Genomic DNA, 15,889 nt, shown 5'->3' on the forward strand with positions numbered 1-15,889 from the left:
GAGTACTCAGCCCGCGCGGGTGCCCATCCGGTCGCGGAGGAACACACCGAAGTCGGAGATCGCCGCGGCGGCCTCGGGAACGAGCGACGCCTGCAACGGCGCGACGTGCCACAGCTCGGGTTGTTCGACGAGGGTGACCTCGACGCCCGCCGCCCGGAGCTTCTCGGCGTACTGCCGCACCTGTGGGTGGAACATCTCCGCGGTGCCCACCTGGATGAGCGTCGGCGGCAGACCCGTGGGATCGGCGTGGATGGGCGCGTAACCGGGATCGGTGGGATCGCCTCCGGCGAGATACGCCTCGGCCGAGGAATACACCCAGCCCTTGTTCAGAACGACGTCGTTCACGTCGGGCAGGTCGCGGGCGGCCGGATCGGTCCACGGCGACAACAATCCGAGCGCCGGCGGGGTGATCCCGTGACGGTCGACGAGCCGGTGTGTGGTGGCCGCGGCGAGGCCACCGCCGGCCGAGTCGCCGGCGATCGCGATGCTCGACACCTCGAAGCCGTGCTCGCTGACGAGTTCGAGATAGGCCGCCTCGGCGTCGTTCAACGCCGCCGGATAGGGATGCTCGGGCGGGAGCCGGTAGTCGAGGACGTACACGGCCGCTCCGGACGCGGCGGCGAGATGCGCCGCGAGCGAGCGGTGCGTGGCGAGCGACCCGCCGGTGTATGCCCCGCCGTGCAGGTACAGGATCGCCGTGGTCCGCTCGGTGGCGCCCACCGTGATCCGCTCGGCGGGGCGTCCTCCCAGACGGATCGGGCGCACCACGGTGTCCTTCGGGAGGAACTGCAACGGCGCCGCGAGGTCGAGCAACCGGCGCTGCGTGGCGAACGACCAGCGCGGCGACAGCAGGGCACGGAAGAGAGGACGCAGGGCGGTACGCGCCACCCGCGGTGACAACTGCGGTGTCGGAGGCATGCCGCAGCCTATCCCCTCGGCACGACCCGGGAGGTCACGGTGGCGACGACACGCTGATAGGCCGGTCCGGCAACGCGGACGAAGGCGTCGAGCAGCTTCGCATCGGCGCCGATCAGTACACGCGCCTTGTTCTTCCGCACACCGGTGAGGATGGTCTTCGCCGCGTCCTGGGGGGTCGTGCGTGCGAGCTTGCGGTCGAAGAACTCCGCGAAGGTCGCCTGGTCGTCGCCGTCGGGGACGGCGGCGTTGCGCGCGATCGCGGTCTTGATACCACCGGGATGCACGCACGTGACCTGCACGGGATGCCGCGCGACGAGCATCTCCTGCCGCACCGCCTCGGTGAAGCCGCGCACGGCGAACTTCGCCGAGTTGTACGCCGCCTGACCCGGGATGCTCAGCAGACCGAACAGGCTCGAGACATTGATCAGGTGGCCGTCGCCCGACGCGATGAGATACGGCAGGAAAGCCTTGGTGCCGTTGACGACTCCCCAGAAGTCGACGTCCATCACGCGCTCGATGTCCTTGAACTCGGTGCGCTCGAGGTCGCCGTGATAGGCGATGCCCGCGTTGTTGTACACCTGGTGGACCGCGCCGAAGTGGGCGGCGACCTGCTCGGCGTACTCGAGGACCTTCTCGCGCTGGGTGACGTCGAGATGGTCGGCCTTCACCTCGGCGCCGAGTTCCCGTGCGCGACGCGCGGTCTCCTCGAGCCCTGTGGTGTCGACATCCGAGATCGCCAGGCGGGCGCCTCGGGCCGCGAGGGCGAGGACGAGGGCCCGGCCGATCCCGGAACCCGCGCCCGTGACGACGACGACCCGGCCTGCGACATCACTCATCGAACTGCTGCCTCTCGGGACGTGCGCTCCTGCGCGGGACGGTCGGTGGCGACGGGGAGATCCGATTCGGCGACGCTACGGTACGCCTCGAGGTCGAATCTGCGGGTGATACGGCGGAATTCGAAGGTGAATCCCGGCCACAGCGTGGTGTTGTTGCCGTGCTTGTCGAGATACCAGCTCGCGCACCCGCCGTTGTTCCACACGCTCGACCGCATCGCGCGCTGCAGGTCGCGGTTGTACTCGTCCTGCACGTCCTCGCGGACCTCGACCGTGCCGATGCGGTTGCGATCGATCGTGCGAACGGCGTCGACGACGTATTCGAGCTGCGACTCGATCATGTACACCATCGAGGTGTGCCCGAGTCCGGTGTTCGGTCCGACGAGGAAGAACAGGTTCGGGAATCCGGCGACCGAGCTGCCCTTGTACCCCCGCATGCCGGTCTCGTCGAAGACCTCGGCGAGCGAACGGCCTTCCTTGCCGAAGATGCCGGCGAAGGTCGGCGAGTCGGTGACGTGGAAGCCCGTCGCGACGACGATCGCGTCGACCTCGCGTTCGGTGCCGTCCTTCGTGACGATGCCGCGCGGGGTGACGCGGGCGATGCCGTCGGTGACGAGGTCGACGTTCGGCCGGTCGAGTGCGGGGTAGTAGTTGTTCGAGATCAGCATGCGCTTGCAGCCGATACCGTAGTTCGGCGTGACCTTCCGGCGCAGTTCCTTGTCGCGGATCTGCCGCCGGACCTGGATGCGCGCGGCGAGCTCGAGCGGCTTCATGAAGGCCTGCGCCTTGGCCAGACCCACGACTTGCGTCTCGCGGGCGGTGTACTGCAGGGCGCGTGAAAGGCGCTGGAAGCCGGGGATGAACCGGAAGGCGAACCGCTCGGGAGCGGTGTACTCGCGATCGAAGCGGGGGAGGATCCACGGTGCCGTGCGCTGGTAGACGTCGAGATGGCCCACGGTGCCGGCGATGGCCGGCACGATCTGGATGGCGGAGGCGCCGGTGCCGATGACCGCGACGCGCTTGCCGGCGAGGTCGGCGTCGTGGTTCCACCGTGCCGAGTGGAAGATCTCGCCCTCGAAACCGGAGATGCCCTCGATGTCGGGGAGCGACGGCTCGCACAGGGCGCCCACCGCGGAGATCACGACCTTGGCGCTGTACTTCCCGCGCGTGGTGGCCACGTCCCAGCGGTGCGTCGCGGTGTTCCAGCGGGCCGTCTGCACGTCGCACCCGAAGACAGTGCGTCGCCGCACGTCGTACCGGTCGGCGACCGAGCGGATGTACTTCTGGATCTCCGGCTGCGGCGAGAACGAGCGCGTCCAGCCGGGGTTGAGGGCGAACGAGTAGGAGTACAGGTTCGACGGCACGTCGCACGCCGCGCCGGGGTAGGTGTTGTCGCGCCAGGTGCCGCCCACCTCGGAGGCGCGTTCGAGCACGAGGAAGTCCTTGCCCGCCTGCGACAGTCGGATGGCCGCACCGAGCCCGGCGAACCCGCTGCCGATGATCAGCGTGTCGACCTGACGGATCTCCGCGTCGGCGACGGTATCTGTAACCGGAAGACTCATGTACTTGAGGTTAGAGCGTTCCAGTGACCTGGTCAACACTTGTTGACCATAATTCAATAACGGTGTTTGCATGGTGGACGTGACAGACGACAGTCCCGGCCCCCGCCGGACCCGCCTCGGTCCCGCCCAACGCCGGGCCCAGCTGATCGAACAGGGTCTCGAACTGCTCGCCGACCGGCCCCTCGAACAGATCTCCGTCGACGAGGTCGCCGATCGGGCCGGGGTCTCGAAGGGGCTGCTGTTCCACTACTTCGCCTCGAAGCACGACTACCACGTCGAACTCGTGCGATGCGTCGGCCAGGATCTCGTCGAGTACACCGCACCGGACGAAGGTCTCGAACCGATCGAGATGCTGCGCGGCACGCTCGTCGCGTACGTCGACTACGTCACCCGGCGCCGCGACATGTACGTCTCGATCCTGCGCGGCGCCACCAGCGGCGACCCCGACATGCGGGCGGCCTTCGAGGACACCCGCACAGCGCTCGTCGACCGGACCGTCGCGCACCTGCCCGCCATCGGGATCGAGCCGACGCCCGCCGTGCGGCTCGCCGTGCGCGGCTGGGTGGCCTTCGTCGAGGACACGACCATCGCGTGGCTACGCGATCCCGAACTCACCCGCGACGAGTTCGTCGAACTGGCCATCGCGGCGCTGTCCGGCGTTGCGCTGGCGGCACATTCGCTCCACTCATCGGCCGGTGACGCTGCTCCGGCCGGGGGGTTTCTCAGCGATCGTTTCCGGGAAGGTACTCCTGCAGCTTCGTCTTGACGCCCTGTTTCACGAAGCCCCAACGGTTCTCGTCACCGGCGAGCACGGCCTTGGCGACATCGGTGAACTGCTCCCACGTCGCGTGCGGCGGGATCGGCGGCATGTCCGGATCGGTGTACACGTCGAGCACCGTCGGACGGTCCGCGGCCAGCGCGCGATCCCAGGCCGAGCCCATCTCGTCCGAGGACTTCACGGTTTCGCCGCCCAGCCCGAGACTGCGCGCGAAGGCAGCGTAGTCGACGTCCGGAAGCGACTGGGACTCCGCAAATTTCGGTGCCCCACCCATCGCACGCATCTCCCAGGTGACCTGGTTGAGATCGTTGTTGTGGATGATCGCGACGACGAGCCGCGGATCGGTCCACTGCTGCCAGTACCGCTGGATGGTGATCAGCTCGGCCATGCCGTTCATCTGCATCGCCCCGTCGCCGGCGAACGCGACCACCGGACGACCCGGATGCGCGAACTTCGCGCCGATCCCGTACGGCACCGCCGGACCCATCGTCGCGAGGGTGCCCGACAGCGAACCGCGCATGTCACCGCGGAACTGCAATTGGCGCGCATACCAATTGGCGGCCGAACCCGAGTCGGCGGTGACGATCGCATCGTCCGGCAGTCGCGGTGAGGCCTCGGCGAACATCCGCAGCGGATTGACGAACTCCGTCTCGACCTCCGCCTGCTGTCCCATGGTCTGCCACCAGCGCTGCACGTTCTGCTCGATGCCCTCACGCCACGACCGGTCCTCCTTGCGCTGCAGCAGCGGGACGAGCGCGTCGAGCGCGGCGGCGGCATCCGCGACGAGGTTGACCTCGTTCGGATAGCGCATCCCGATCATGTTCGGGTCGATGTCGATCTGCACGCAGCGGGCCTGGCCGTATTCGGGCAGGAACTGGCTGTAGGGGAGGGACGAACCGACGATGAGCAGCGTGTCGCAGCCGGTCATCATCTCGTGGGTGGGCCGCGTGCCCAGCAACCCGATCGATCCGGTGACCCATGGCAACTCGTCCGACAGCACGTCCTTGCCCAGCAGGGCTTTCGCCACCCCGGCGCCGAGCAGATCCGCGACCTGCTCGAGTTGCGCCCGCGCACCGCGGGCGCCGCTGCCGACGAGCATCGCCACCTTGTCCCCGTCGTTGAGGATCTCCGCGGCCCGCCGGATCGCGTCGTCGTCCGGTGTGATCCGGGGACGGTCGAAGCCGACGCTCGACGGCACCATCTTGAACTCGTGGCCGGGCGGGGAGTACTCGAGTTCCTGCACGTCGCCGTGGATGATGACTGCCGTGGGAGTGCGGTACGCGATGGCGGTGCGCATCGCCCGGTCGAGGACGTTCGGCAACTGCTCGGGCACCGTCACCGTTTCCACGAACGCCGACGCCACATCCTTGTACAGCGTGTGCAGGTCCACTTCCTGCTGGTACGACCCGCCCATCGCTGAACGGTCGGTCTGGCCCACGATCGCCACCACCGGAACGTGGTCGAGTTTCGCGTCGTACAGGCCGTTGAGCAGATGGATCGCGCCCGGGCCGGAGGTCGCCATGCACACCCCGGGCCGGCCCGTGAACTTCGCATAGCCCACGGCTTCGAAGGCGCTCATCTCCTCGTGCCGGGACTGCACGAAGACCGGATCGTTGCCGGTGCGCGTCCAGGCGGCGAGGATCCCGTTGATGCCGTCGCCGGGATATCCGAAGACGTGGTCCACCCCCCACGCGCGCAGGCGGTGCAACAGGTAGTCGGCCACGGTCGGATTTGCCATCGGTAGCTCCTCGCAGGACACGATCGGGGGTCCTCCGGAGGGTGCCCGTCGTGCCCGGTCCGAAACACACCGGAAAAAGGCGTGAGCCGGGTCGATCGCCCCTCGCGGGGACGAACCGACCCGGCTCACATGAGAACCGTCAAGGACCCGAAGGATCCGAAACGGAGCTTCTAGCGACCGAAGGCCTTCTCGATGATCTCCTGCTGCTCGACAGCGTGGACCTTGCTCGAGCCGGACGACGGTGCCGACATCGCGCGACGCGACACGCGCTTGATACCGCTGAGCTTGTCGGGCAGCAGTTCCGGCAGCGCGAGGCCGAGGAACGGCCAGGCACCCTGGTTCGCCGGCTCCTCCTGGACCCAGAAGAACTCGGTGGCGTTCGGGTACTGCTCGAGCGTCTCGGCGATGCGGCGACGCGGCACCGGGTACAGCTGCTCGATGCGCACGATCGCGACGTCGTCACGACCTTCCTTCTGCTTCTTCGCCAGCAGTTCCCAGTAGATCTTGCCGGAGGTGAGCAGCACACGAGTGGCCTTCGACCGGTCGGCCGTGCCCTCCTCGTAAGGAACCTCTTCGAGCAGCGAGCGGAACTTGCCCTGCGTGAAGTCCTCGATGTTGCTGACCGCGGCCTTGTTGCGCAGCATCGACTTGGGCGTGAACACCACCAGCGGGCGGCGGATGCCGTCGAGGTGATGGCGGCGCAGCAGGTGGAAGTAGCTCGCCGGGGTCGACGGAACCGCGACCGTCATCGAACCCTCGGCGCACAGCTGCAGCCAGCGCTCGATGCGGCCCGAGGTGTGGTCGGGACCCTGGCCCTCGTGGCCGTGCGGCAGCAGCAGCACGACGTCGGAGAGCTGACCCCACTTGGCCTCACCGGACGAGATGAACTCGTCGATGATGGGCTGCGCGCCGTTGACGAAGTCGCCGAACTGCGCCTCCCACAGCACGAGCGCGTCGGGGTTGCCCACCGAGTAGCCGTACTCGAAGCCCAGACCCGCGAACTCGGTCAGCGCCGAGTCGTAGACCATGAAGCGGCCGCCGTTGCCGGCCTGGTTGGCCAGCGAGGCGAGCGGGTTGTACTCGTCGCCCGTCTTGCGGTCGATGATGACCGAGTGGCGCTGCGTGAACGTGCCGCGACGCGAGTCCTGACCGGCCAGGCGCACCAGGGCACCTTCCTCGGCCAGCGAACCGAACGCGAGCAGCTCGGCGAACGCCCAGTCGATCTTGCCGTTGCGTGACATCTCACGACGCTTCTCGAGCACCGGCTTGACGCGCGGGTGGACGGTGAAGCCCTCGGGCGCCTCGGCGAAGGCGTCGCCGATCCGCTCGAGCACCGGCCGGTCGACGGAGGTGTCGAGACGCTTCGGCGGGGTCTGGTCGAGCTCGACCGACTCCGACGGCTCCGGCGGGTACTTCTCGAGTTCGCGGACCTCGTTGAAGACCCGTTCGAGCTGTCCCTGGTAGTCGCGCAGGGCGTCTTCCGCTTCCTTGAGCGAGATGTCGCCGCGGCCGATCAGGGCCTCGGTGTAGCTCTTGCGGACGCTGCGCTTGGTGTCGATCACGTCGTACATCGCCGGCTGGGTCATCGACGGGTCGTCGCCCTCGTTGTGACCGCGGCGGCGGTAGCAGATCATGTCGATGACGACGTCCTTGTGGAACTTCTCGCGGAAGTCCACGGCGAGCTTCGCGACCCACACGCAGGCCTCGGGGTCGTCGCCGTTGACGTGGAAGATCGGCGCGCCGATCATCTTCGCCACGTCGGTGCAGTACTCGGACGAACGCGAGTGCTCCGGCGCGGTGGTGAAGCCGACCTGGTTGTTGACGACGATGTGCACGGTGCCGCCGGTGCGGTAGCCGCGCAGCAGCGCGAGGTTGAGGGTCTCCGCGACGACGCCCTGACCGGCGAACGCAGCGTCGCCGTGCAGGAGCAAGGGCAGGACGGTGAAGCCGTCCTCGCCCTTGTCGAGGATGTCCTGCTTGGCGCGGACGAGGCCCTCGAGCACCGGGTTGACCGCCTCGAGGTGCGAGGGGTTCGCGGTGAGCGAGACCTTGATGTCGTTGTCGCCGAACATCTGGATGTAGGTGCCCTCGGCGCCGAGGTGGTACTTCACGTCGCCGGAACCGTGCGCAGCGGCCGGGTTCAGGTTGCCCTCGAACTCCGAGAAGATCTGCGAGTACGGCTTGCCGACGATGTTCGCGAGCACGTTCAGGCGACCGCGGTGCGGCATCGCGATGGCGACCTCGTCGAGCGTGTGCTCGGCGGCCTGGTCGATGATCGCGTCCATCATCGGGATGACGGACTCGGCGCCCTCGAGCGAGAAGCGCTTCTGACCGACGTACTTGGTCTGCAGGAACGTCTCGAACGCCTCGGCGGCGTTGAGGCGGCTCAGGATGTACTTCTGCTGGGCGACCGTCGGCTTGACGTGGTGCGCCTCGACCCGCTCCTGCAGCCACTGCTGCTGCTCGGGCTCGAGGATGTGGGTGTACTCGACACCGACGTGGCGGCAGTACGCGTCGCGTAGCACCGACAGCACGTCGCGCAGCTTCATCTTCTGGCGGCCGTGGAAGCCACCGACATTGAACTCGCGATCGAGATCCCACAGCGTCAGGTCGTGGGTCGTGACGTCGAGGTCGGGATGCGACCGGAACTTGTCGCGCACGAACTGCAGCGGATCGGTGTCGGCCATGAGGTGGCCGCGGCTGCGGTAGGCGGCGATGAGCTCGAGCACACGGGTGTGCTTGTCGACGAGACCTTCCGGCACGTCCTTGCGCCAGCGGACCGGCTCGTAGGGGATGTGCAGGGGGTGGAAGATGCCGTCGTAGAAGTCGTCGCTGATGAGCAGCTCGTGGATCTTCTTCAGGAACTCACCCGACTCCGCGCCCTGGATCACGCGGTGGTCGTAGGTGGAGGTGAGCGTCAGCAGCTTGCCGATGCCGATCTCGGCGAGCCGCGCGTCGGACGCACCCTGGAACTCGGCCGGGTACTCCATGGCGCCGGCGCCGATGATCGCGCCCTGGCCCTGCATCAGACGCGGGACCGAGTGCACGGTGCCGATACCGCCCGGGTTGGTCAGCGAGATCGTGACGCCGGAGAAGTCGTCGCCGGTGAGCTTGCCGTCGCGGGCGCGGCGCACGATGTCCTCGTAGGCCGAGTAGAACTGCGCGAAGTTCATCGTCTCGCAGTTCTTGATGGCCGCCACGACCAGCGAACGCTGGCCGTTCTTGCCGGGCAGGTCGATCGCGAGACCGAGGTTCGTGTGCGCGGGCACGACGAGGTTCGGCTTGCCGTCGACCTCGGCGAAGTGGTTGTTCATGTTCGGGAACGCCTTGACCGCCTGGACGATCGCGTAACCGAGGATGTGGGTGAACGAGACCTTGCCGCCCCGGGTGCGGGCGAGGTGGTTGTTGATGACGATGCGGTTGTCGAACATCAACTTCGCGGGCACCGCGCGAACACTGGTGGCGGTCGGGATCGACAGCGAGGCGTTCATGTTCTTCGCAACGGCAGCAGCGGCGCCGCGCAGAACCTTCTTGTCCTCGGTGGCCTGGCCCGACGGGGCCGCGGCGGGCTTGGGAGCCGGCTTCGCGGGCGCGGCCTGGGCCTTCGGCTGCGTCGCAGGCTTGGTCTCCGCCTTCGGTGCAGGCTTGGCCGGCGCGGCCTCGGCCTGCGGTGCGGGCTTCGCCGACGCGGTCTCGGTTTCCGGTGCAGGCTTGGTGGGGGCCGAAGCGGAGGAACTCGGCGCAGATGCTGTGCTCGGCGCGGGCTTCTCGGTCGTGGCGGTGTCGGAGCCGTTGGTGCCTCCGGCCACCGCGGCTTCCGGCGAATAGTCGGTGAGGAATTCGTGCCAACTCGCGTCCACGGACGAAGGGTCGTCCTGGAAGCGCTGGTACATCTCGTCAACCAACCACTGGTTCTGTCCGAACTGTGATGTAGAGCTGCTGCTCACGGCAGTTGTTCGCCTCGTTTCTTTCTTCGGTACCCGATCGGAGCGCCTGTGAATATGAGGCTAGCCCGTGGCATGTGACGATCCGAACTGACCGCGCATGTCGGTGGGCTACCTCACAATCTGGTGCGATGGGGTCTCCATCGATGACGGTTCTCGAGAGCCGATTATTCCCTCTAAGGTGCATCGGCGCAGCGCGCACCCCGTTACAAACGTGAGGACGATCTCATGTTCGATCCTTCCGTCGTCGAAGTGAGCAGGATCTCGGGCTCCTCCGGAACGAGACCACCGGTAGCGAGTTGCCACAAAGTGGTGTACGGACCTCCCGCTCGGCGGAGCTCGTCGTGGGGCCCGCACTCGACGATACGGCCGTCGTCGACGACCACCACGAGATCGGCGCGTGCGGCAGTCGCGAGACGGTGCGCCACCACCACGGCCGTCCGCGAGCGGGCCACCCGCGCACCCGCCTCGAGCACCGCCTTCTCGGTGGCGGGATCGAGGGTCGCGGTGGCCTCGTCGAGCAACAGAAGATCGGGGTCCACCAGTTCGGCGCGCGCGAGTGCGATGAGCTGACGCTGCCCTGCCGACAGACCCTGACCGCGCTCACCCACCGGATGGTTCATGCCGCCGGCGAGTCCCGCGATCATGTCCAGCGCCCCCACGGCGCGCGCGGACGATTCGATCTCCTCGCGCGTCGCCTCGGGCCGGCCGTAGGCGATGTTGGTCGCCACCGTGCCCGTGAACAGGTGCGCCTCCTGCGGCACCACCCCGAGCCGGCCCCGATAGTCGCGCAGACGGTAACGGCGCAGATCGGTGTCGTCCACCCGCACCGAACCGGAGGTCGGGTCGTAGAACCGGGCGAGCAGTTTGACGACCGTCGACTTCCCGGCACCGGTGCGGCCCACCAGGGCGACCGTCGACCCGGCCGGGATCGACAGGTCCACATCGCTCAACGCGTCACGGTCGGCCTCGCTGTACCGGAAGCCCACCTGCCGCAGGTCGACGTCGCCGCGGAGGTGCCCGGTGATGGCGACCGTGCCCTCCTCGGCAGACTCGAGCGAGCTCTCGGTCCGCAGCAGGTCGCCGATCCGGCGCAGACCGACCCGCGCCTGCTGGTAACCGTCGAAGACCTGCGACAACTGCTGGATGGGTGCGAACAACAGGTTCAGATACAGCACGAACGCGATCAGCACACCGGGGCCGACCGCGCCCGACGCCACCTCGCGGGCGCCGACGAAGACGACCGCCGCGAGCGCCAGATCGGACAGGAAAGTGATGAACGGGAAGTACAGCGAGATGGCCCGCTGCGACCGCAGGCGACTGCGCCGATAGGCCTCCGCGCGCTCGGCGAACCGCCGCGCCGCGGTCTCCTCCCTGCGGTAGGCCTGGGCGGCGCGCAGACCCGTGACGTTCTCCTGGAAATCCGCGTTCACCAGGGAGATGCGTTCGCGGGACTGCGCGTACGCCGTCCCGGAGACCTTCCGGAACCACAGGGTCGCGCCGACCAGCACGGGCAGCACCGCCAGCACTACCAGGGCCAGCGACAGATCGGTGGCGATCAGCGCGATCGAGATACCGGTGAGCGTCAGCACCGCCACGACCGCGGTGGACAGGCCGGTCTGGATGAACTGCGACAGCGCGTCCACATCGGTCGTCATCCGCGTCATGATCCGGCCCGACAGTTCGCGTTCGTAGTAGTCGAGCCCGAGCCGTTGCAGGTGCGCGTACGAGCGCACGCGCAGCCCGAACAACACCCGTTCGCCCGCCCGCGCGGTGAGCACCGTGAGGATCGCGACCACGAACCAGCCGAGCAGCGCGAGCACCACACCCGCGGCGGTCGCCTGCCACAGCCGGGACGGATCGCCCGGGGTCACCCCGCGGTCGACGGCGTACCGCACCAGCGACGGGAACGCGATGCTCGTCAGCGACTCCACCGCCAGGCACAGCACGACGATCGCCAGCAGTGCGCGCACCGGGCGCAGCGTCGTCCACAATCGGAACTGCGGGTCGGGCAGGCGCAGGGCCTCGGACCGCAGGGCCGGATCGCGTCCGGGGGTCTCGGTGGCCGGGGGAAGCGCGTCGACGGCCGCGCGCAGTTCCGGGGTCGGGGCCACCGCGCCGAGCGCCCCGGACACCGGCCCGCCGCGGCCACCACTGCCCGCCGGTCCGCCGCGACCTCCACCGACCGCCGGAGGATTCCGGACGGTACCGGACGGCTCATCGTCGTCCGGTTCCTCGGGCCACAACTCACCGGCGGGAACCGGGCGTTCCGGTGCCGGTGCGGCGTCGTCGTCGGTCGAGAGCAGACGCCGGAAGACGGGACTGCGCTCCTCGAGTTCGTCGACCGTCCCGATGTCGACGATGCGTCCCTCGTCGAGCACGGCGACCCGGTCGGCGAGTGCGAGCGTCGACCGCCGATGGGCGAGCACGAGGGTCGTGCGGCGCCGACCCGCCCGCAACGCGCCGTAGATCGCAGCCTCGGTCTCGGCGTCGACCGCAGAGGTCGCGTCGTCGAGGATCAGCACCCGCGGATCGACGAGCAGTGCCCGCGCCAGCGCGACCCGCTGCCGCTGCCCACCGGATAGTGTCAGGCCGCGTTCACCGACGACCGTGTCGTAACCCTCGGGGAGGGCCTCGACGAAGTCGTCGGCGCGTGCCGCCGCGGCCGCGGTGCGGATCTCGTCGTCCGACGCGTCGGGCCGGCCGAGCGCGATGTTGGACGCGACCGTGTCGGAGAACAGGAACGGCTCGTCGAAGACGAGGCCGACCGCCCCGCGCAGATCGTCGGCGCGGAGCGTGGCGACGTCGATGTCGCGGCCGTCCGCGGTCAGGCACACCGACCCGCGGTGTGGCGCGTAGAAGCGGGGGAGCAGCAGCGACAGCACGGTCTTGCCCGACCCGGCCGGGCCGACGATCGCGACGGTCTCGCCGGGCGCGATCTCCAGGTCGAGGCCGCGCAGTACGTCCCGGTCGTCGTCGAAGCCGAACGTCACGTCCTCCAGGTGCACCCCGAGCGGACCGTCGGGCAGTTCGACGGGATGCGGGGGATCGGCGACGTCGGGTTCGGTGTCGATCACCTCGTACACCCGCTCGACGGCGGCGCGGGACAGCTGCGCCATGATCACGACCTGCGAGAGGGTGCGGGTCGTCCCCGTCATCGTCGCCACATAGGCGGTGAACGCCACGAAGGTGCCCACGGTGATTCCGCCCTCGAGGGCGAGCCAGCCGCCGAGAGCGATGGTGGCGACGAGCCCGAACTGCGGGATCGCACCCATCGGCGCCGAGAACCACGCGTTGATTCGGGCGGCACGCAGACGCTCCGCGTACAGCCTGCGACCGTGCTCCTCGAGTTGGTCGACCGCGTGCGATTCCTGCCCGAATCCCTTCACGACCCGCACGCCCGTGACCGTCTCCTCGACGTGCTGGGCGAGATCGGCCGCGCGCTGCTGCGCCGACCAGGTCGCGGCGAACAGCCTCGGGCGCACGACCCGCACGAGACCCGCGATGATCGGGACGATGACCACCGCGACCAGCGTGAGCAGCGGCGAGAGGGTCGTCATGATCACCAGCGCGAGCACGAATTGCAGCAGCGCCCCCGCCGACATCGGCACCATCGCGAGCAGCCCTTGCACGAGCTGCAGGTCGGTGATGGACCGCGAGACCACCTGACCCGTGCGGATGCGGTCCTGACCGTGGCCGTCGAGACGTTGGAGTGAGCCGAGCAGGCGCAACCGCAGGTCGTGCTGCACGTCGAGCGACAGGCGTCCGGCGAGCATGCGGCGCCCGTACTGGCAGCCGAACCGGATCACCGCCCCTGCCGCGATCGCAGCCGCGGCCAGCCCGATCAGGCGCAGGTCGTCGGCGGGCACGTCGCCCTGCCCGGTCGCGCTGTCGACCGCGACCTTCGTCAGCAGTGGGAAGGTGATGTCGATCAGGGCGGCGACGACGGTGACGGCCAGCGCCCCGACGGCTGTTCTGCGGTGTTTCAGGCATTCGGCGACGAGCCGGGAAATCCATCCCGGCGAGCGCGGAATCGGGTCGTGTGCCATCGAACCGACATTAGCGCCGAGCGACGACAGGGCACGTCGGAGCCGCCCGGGGAGGCCCGGTGACGCAGGTGATCGAACGTGTCAGACGACGTCGGCGGTGCGGGCGCGCCACCAGCCGAGGCCGCCCAGCACCACGGTCCAGAGGAGCAGGAGCAGCGGGGCCGCCGGCCACGTCATCTCGAGTGTCACGTCCTCGGGCATCGACACCGCGGAGAACAGCACGTACCAGGTCACCTGCGCCGGCAGGTACGACGCGATCGCGCCGAGACCGAGACCGTGCAGGACGACCGAGACCATCAGCTCCCCGAACGGCACCCACGCGCAGATCGCGAGCACACTGCCCGTCGTCGACCGTGTGAGCAGACCCAGCCCCGCTCCGATGAGCGACCACATCAGCGCGCAGAACAGACCGATGCCCATCACCTTGGCGACCGATCCGAGGTCGGCACCGTCGAAGCCCCCACCGAACAACACGAGCGTCGCGGCCGCCGCGACTTCCGTGACGATGCAGTACAGCAGCCCGATCACGGCGACGGTCGCGAACTTCACGCCGACGACCCGGTCGCGTCCCCGCGCGGTGAGGAAGGTCGTCACGATCGTTCGGTGCGCGAACTCGCTGCCCGTCGCCACCGCGCCGAAGATCGCGGCGAACAGGAACACCAGCGACAACGAGAGGGAGATGCCGACCGCGGCGGCGACGGCCTCGGCGAAACCGTCACCGAAGCCGAGTTCGAGTTGCCGCGCGACCGGCAGCGTCAGCGCCCCGCAGAACAGTCCCACCAGCAGCGGTGCGATGCCGAGGATCCACCAGTAGCGCAGGCTCAGGACCTTGCGGAACTCGGCGGTGAGAAGCGCGGTCATGCGGTGGGACCTCCTTGCCCGGTCGGCGGTCGGTTCGGCTGTCCCCACTGCGACTGCGGGTACTGCTGTGCGGTCGGGTACTGCTGATACTGCTGGCCGTTCGGATACGGCTGGGCCTGCGGGGGCTGCTGGGCACTCGGGTAGTGCGGGCCCTGCGGATACTGCCCGCCCGGCGGATGGTGGGCTCCGTGCCCCGGATACTGCGCGACCGGCGCGGCCGCGTAGCGACCGGCCGTCATCGCCAGGTAGACCTGCTCGAGATCGACGTGCTCGACACTCGTCCCGAACAGCGTCACCTCCGCGGTCGCGGCGATCTCGGCGATGCGGTCGGAAGTCACACCGACGCCCGCGAGCCGTCCGTCCTGCTGCACCTGCGCGTCGGTGTGCCCGGCCGCGGCGAGTGCGGTCGCGAGGCGGGCCGGGTCGGAGGCCGCGGCGAACACCCGCGAGCGGTAGGCGTCGCGCAGATCGGTCATCGAGGTCTCCGCGACCAGGTGACCGTTCGCGATGATCACGAGGCGGTCGGCCATCTGCTCGATCTCCCGCAGGATGTGGCTCGAGATCAGCACGGTCCCGCCGTTGGCGGCGAATGCGCGGAGGAAGTCGCGCAGCCAGGCCATGCCCTCGGGGTCGAGTCCGTTCGCCGGTTCGTCGAGTACGAGATAACGCGGTTGTCCGAGCAGGGCCGTCGCCAGGGCGAGTCGCTGCCGCATGCCGAGGGAGAACTCCCCGATGCGACGCCGCGCGACCGACCCCAGGCCGACGAGGTCGAGCATCTGCCTCGCCCGTTCGTCGGGCACGCCGATCGCGGCACAGTAGATCTGCAGGTGTGTCAGCGCCCGGTGTTTGGGGTGGGCGCTGCGCGCGTCGAGCACCGCTCCGACGACCTGTGCAGGCTGCTGCAGGGAGGTGAACGGCACGCCGTCGACGAAGGCGTTCCCGGCGCTCGGCCGGACGAGGCCGAGCATCATGCCGAGGGTGGTGGTCTTGCCCGATCCGTTGGGTCCGAGGAAGCCGGTGATCGAGCCCGGCGGCACCGTGAACCACAGATTCGATACGGCCGTGTGGTCACCGAACGTCCTGTTCAGGCCGTGGACGGCGATCCCCGCGCCCGGTGCCCCCGAGGGCACCCGGGGATCGGGTGTGCCGTACGGCGGTTGCGTTGACGGTGCTGTCACGGATTCGGACCCCCGCGTCGTCGAGATA

The 15,889-nt window shown here is 68.8% G+C and carries 9 protein-coding genes; 1 reads left to right on the forward strand and 8 read right to left on the reverse strand.

Going from position 1 to position 15,889, the window contains the following annotated elements:
* Positions 1-6: 6 nt before the first annotated feature.
* From IM25_RS12480 to IM25_RS12490, 3 genes are read right to left on the reverse strand one after another with little or no spacing between them, the layout of a single operon-like run.
* Entirely contained in the window at positions 7-918 is a 912-nt protein-coding gene (locus IM25_RS12480; protein WP_065996077.1) for an alpha/beta hydrolase, read from the reverse strand.
* A gap of 8 nt (positions 919-926) precedes the next feature.
* Positions 927-1,754, reverse strand: coding sequence for an SDR family NAD(P)-dependent oxidoreductase (locus IM25_RS12485; RefSeq protein ID WP_065996078.1), 828 nt, complete (start codon positions 1,752-1,754; stop codon positions 927-929).
* On the reverse strand, positions 1,751-3,313 hold the full coding sequence (locus tag IM25_RS12490) for a flavin-containing monooxygenase (protein ID WP_033097303.1): 1,563 nt from the start codon (positions 3,311-3,313) through the stop codon (positions 1,751-1,753). The genes IM25_RS12485 and IM25_RS12490 overlap by 4 nt, the downstream gene beginning before the upstream one ends.
* 70 nt (positions 3,314-3,383) lie before the next feature.
* On the opposite strand from IM25_RS12490, the gene IM25_RS12495 reads away from it, so the two are divergent.
* A complete protein-coding gene (locus tag IM25_RS12495; protein ID WP_033097304.1) occupies positions 3,384-4,079 on the forward strand; it encodes a TetR/AcrR family transcriptional regulator in 696 nt (231 codons plus the stop codon).
* Here the strand turns inward: IM25_RS12495 and IM25_RS12500 are convergent.
* From IM25_RS12500 to IM25_RS12520, 5 genes are all read right to left on the reverse strand, one after another.
* Positions 4,036-5,829, reverse strand: coding sequence for a thiamine pyrophosphate-requiring protein (locus tag IM25_RS12500; RefSeq protein ID WP_033097305.1), 1,794 nt, complete (start codon positions 5,827-5,829; stop codon positions 4,036-4,038). The two genes, IM25_RS12495 and IM25_RS12500, sit on opposite strands and share 44 nt — an antisense overlap.
* 170 nt (positions 5,830-5,999) lie before the next feature.
* Positions 6,000-9,776 (reverse strand): multifunctional oxoglutarate decarboxylase/oxoglutarate dehydrogenase thiamine pyrophosphate-binding subunit/dihydrolipoyllysine-residue succinyltransferase subunit, encoded by a 3,777-nt coding sequence (locus IM25_RS12505; RefSeq protein WP_084295005.1) that lies wholly within the window; start codon positions 9,774-9,776, stop codon positions 6,000-6,002.
* A gap of 203 nt (positions 9,777-9,979) precedes the next feature.
* Positions 9,980-13,822 (reverse strand): ABC transporter ATP-binding protein, encoded by a 3,843-nt coding sequence (locus IM25_RS12510; RefSeq protein WP_033097307.1) that lies wholly within the window; start codon positions 13,820-13,822, stop codon positions 9,980-9,982.
* Positions 13,823-13,903: 81 nt separating this feature from the next.
* The gene (locus IM25_RS12515) at positions 13,904-14,683 is read right to left on the reverse strand and encodes an ABC transporter permease (protein WP_024103462.1); all 780 of its coding nucleotides are present in this window, start codon (positions 14,681-14,683) and stop codon (positions 13,904-13,906) included.
* Complete coding sequence (locus tag IM25_RS12520) at positions 14,680-15,861, reverse strand: ABC transporter ATP-binding protein (RefSeq protein WP_442971901.1); 1,182 nt, start codon at positions 15,859-15,861, stop codon at positions 14,680-14,682. The genes IM25_RS12515 and IM25_RS12520 overlap by 4 nt, the downstream gene beginning before the upstream one ends.
* Positions 15,862-15,889 lie beyond the last annotated feature (28 nt).

Origin of the sequence: Rhodococcus sp. p52 (assembly GCF_000763325.2) — a bacterium.
Taxonomy (GTDB): Bacteria; Actinomycetota; Actinomycetes; order Mycobacteriales; family Mycobacteriaceae; genus Rhodococcus; species Rhodococcus pyridinivorans.

Bases quoted from the DNA above. Each gene is read 5' to 3' on its own strand.
- IM25_RS12485 (WP_065996078.1), bottom strand. From the start codon at position 1,754: ATGAGTGATGTCGCAGGCCGGGTCGTCGTCGTCACGGGCGCGGGTTCC.
- IM25_RS12515 (WP_024103462.1), bottom strand. From the start codon at position 14,683: ATGACCGCGCTTCTCACCGCCGAGTTCCGCAAGGTCCTGAGCCTGCGC.
- IM25_RS12510 (WP_033097307.1), bottom strand. From the start codon at position 13,822: ATGGCACACGACCCGATTCCGCGCTCGCCGGGATGGATTTCCCGGCTC.
- IM25_RS12480 (WP_065996077.1), bottom strand. From the start codon at position 918: ATGCCTCCGACACCGCAGTTGTCACCGCGGGTGGCGCGTACCGCCCTG.
- IM25_RS12495 (WP_033097304.1), top strand. From the start codon at position 3,384: ATGGTGGACGTGACAGACGACAGTCCCGGCCCCCGCCGGACCCGCCTC.
- IM25_RS12490 (WP_033097303.1), bottom strand. From the start codon at position 3,313: ATGAGTCTTCCGGTTACAGATACCGTCGCCGACGCGGAGATCCGTCAG.
- IM25_RS12500 (WP_033097305.1), bottom strand. From the start codon at position 5,829: ATGGCAAATCCGACCGTGGCCGACTACCTGTTGCACCGCCTGCGCGCG.